General features: G+C 66.6%; 1 protein-coding gene and 1 pseudogene. Both read right to left on the bottom strand.

Annotated features, from left to right (window positions below):
• Positions 1-303 precede the first annotated feature (303 nt).
• Entirely contained in the window at positions 304-1623 is a 1320-nt protein-coding gene (gene paaK / locus ACCC94_RS29425) for a phenylacetate--CoA ligase PaaK (RefSeq protein WP_413353116.1), read from the bottom strand.
• 173 nt (positions 1624-1796) lie between these two features.
• Positions 1797-2179: pseudogene (locus ACCC94_RS29420) on the bottom strand (3-oxoadipyl-CoA thiolase); the annotation flags it as partial.

The following is a 2179-nucleotide window of genomic DNA, read 5'->3' as shown; positions in this document are numbered from 1 at the left end:
AGTTGGACGTTCCCTCTCCCCAACCCTCTCCCTGAAGGGAGAGGGGGCTGGTTTGGTGTGGTCGGCGGGGAAGGAGTTCGTTTGATGGCGCATCCTGTAAGCGGATAGGACTGCACCGTCGGACGAGCAGGCACGAATACGCCCTCTCCCTTCGGAGCGGGGCGCGCAGCCAGGGTTGGGGAGAGGGTGCCGCAGGTGGCACTGAAGCTGGGCGGTTCGCGAGCAAGGACTGGGCGTCCCCCTCGGTCCTACGAAGAGCGAAAAAAGCCCCGCCGTAGCGGGGCTTTTTGAGGGCGCCGAATCTCAACCCTTGGGACGATTGTCGTACACGTGGCAGGCCTTGCCCTCCGAGCGCTTGAGGCTATGCGAAGGCTGCACCAGCACGCGGGCGCTGACGCCGATGTGGGTCTTGACCTGCTTGCCCAGCTCGCTGCCGATGGCCTTCTGCTCGTCTGCCGAGAGGCCCAGCAGGTCGTGCCGCAGTTCGACGTGGATATCGATGCAGTCGAGGTTGCCGTTGCGGTGCAGGTGGATCTCGTAGCACTCGGCGAGCTGCTTGATCTTCAGCACCTGTTCCTCGACCTGGGTCGGGAACACGTTGACGCCGCGGATGATCAGCATGTCGTCGCTGCGCCCGGTGATCTTGTCGATGCGCCGCATCGGCCGCGCGGTGCCCGGCAGCAGGCGGGTCAGGTCGCGAGTGCGGTAGCGGATCATCGGCAGCGCTTCCTTGGACAGCGAGGTGAACACCAGCTCGCCGTATTGGCCGTCGGGCAGCACGACGCCGGTCGCCGGGTCGATGATTTCGGGGTAGAAGTGGTCTTCCCAGACGGTCGGGCCGTCCTTGGTCTCGGCGCACTCCATGGCCACGCCCGGGCCCATGATTTCCGAGAGGCCGTAGATGTCCAGGGCGGTGATGCCCATGCGTTCCTCGACCGCGCGACGCAGCTCGGCGGTCCAGGGTTCGGCGCCGAAGATGCCCAGGCGCAGCTTGAGGCTGTGCGGGTCGACGCCCTGGCGCTCGATCTCGTCGGCGATGTTGAGCATGTAGGACGGGGTGACCATGATGATGTCCGGCTGGAAGTCGCGGATCAGCTGGACCTGTTTCTCGGTCTGGCCGCCAGACATCGGGATCACCGTGCAGCCCAGGCGCTCGGCGCCGTAGTGCGCGCCCAGCCCGCCGGTGAACAGGCCGTAGCCGTAGGACACATGCACCTTGTCACCCTTGCGGCCGCCGGCGGCGCGGATGGAGCGGGCGACCACGTTGGCCCAGGTATCGATGTCGTTCTGCGTGTAGCCGACCACGGTAGGCTTGCCGGTGGTGCCGCTGGAGGCGTGCAGGCGCACGATCTCGCTCTGCGGAACGGCAAACATGCCGTAGGGGTAGTTGTCGCGCAGGTCGTTCTTGCCGGTGAAAGGGAACTTGGCGAGATCGTCGAGGGAGGTCAGGTCGTCCGGGTGTACGCCGGCCTCGCGGAAGCGCTGCTGGTACAGCGGGACGTTGTCGTAGGCGTGCTCGAGGCTCCAGCGCAGGCGCTCCAGCTGGTGCTGGCGCAGCTCGTCGACACTGGCGGTTTCCATCGGGTCAAGCAGGGCACGTTCGGCATCATGGTACATGTTCATGGGTTCACTCGATTTGTTCTTGTACGCCAGCCCCGATGAGGGCTGCGAGTGTCATGGGGGCAGCATAGCGCCCCCGTTCGCGGAGGGATTCGAACCCCTGCCAGAGACCTTGCTCTGCGTGTCAGTCGATGCACAAAAGCGACTGGCGGCGCGGGTTCGATCCCGCCGATGGATCAGATTCGTTCGATGATCAGCGCGATGCCCTGGCCGACGCCGATGCACATGGTGCACAGCGCGTAGCGGCCGCCGCGCTCTTCCAGTTCGTACAGGGCGGTGGTCACCAGGCGCGCGCCGCTCATGCCCAGCGGATGGCCGAGGGCGATGGCGCCGCCGTTGGGGTTCACCCGTGCGTCGTCGTCCGCCAGGCCCAGCTCGCGCAGGACCGCAAGGCCCTGGGAGGCGAAGGCTTCGTTCAGCTCGATCACGTCCATGTCGTTCAGCGACAGGCCGGCCAGCTCCAGCACCTTGCGGGTCGCCGGCACCGGGCCGATGCCCATGATCCGCGGCTCGACACCGGCGGTGGCCATGGCCACCACGCGGGCGCGGGCCTCCAGGC

This window comes from Pseudomonas sp. Pseusp97, from assembly GCF_047304025.1.
Classification (GTDB): Bacteria; Pseudomonadota; Gammaproteobacteria; order Pseudomonadales; family Pseudomonadaceae; genus Pseudomonas.
This window is presented reverse-complemented; position numbering and strand designations above follow the sequence as displayed.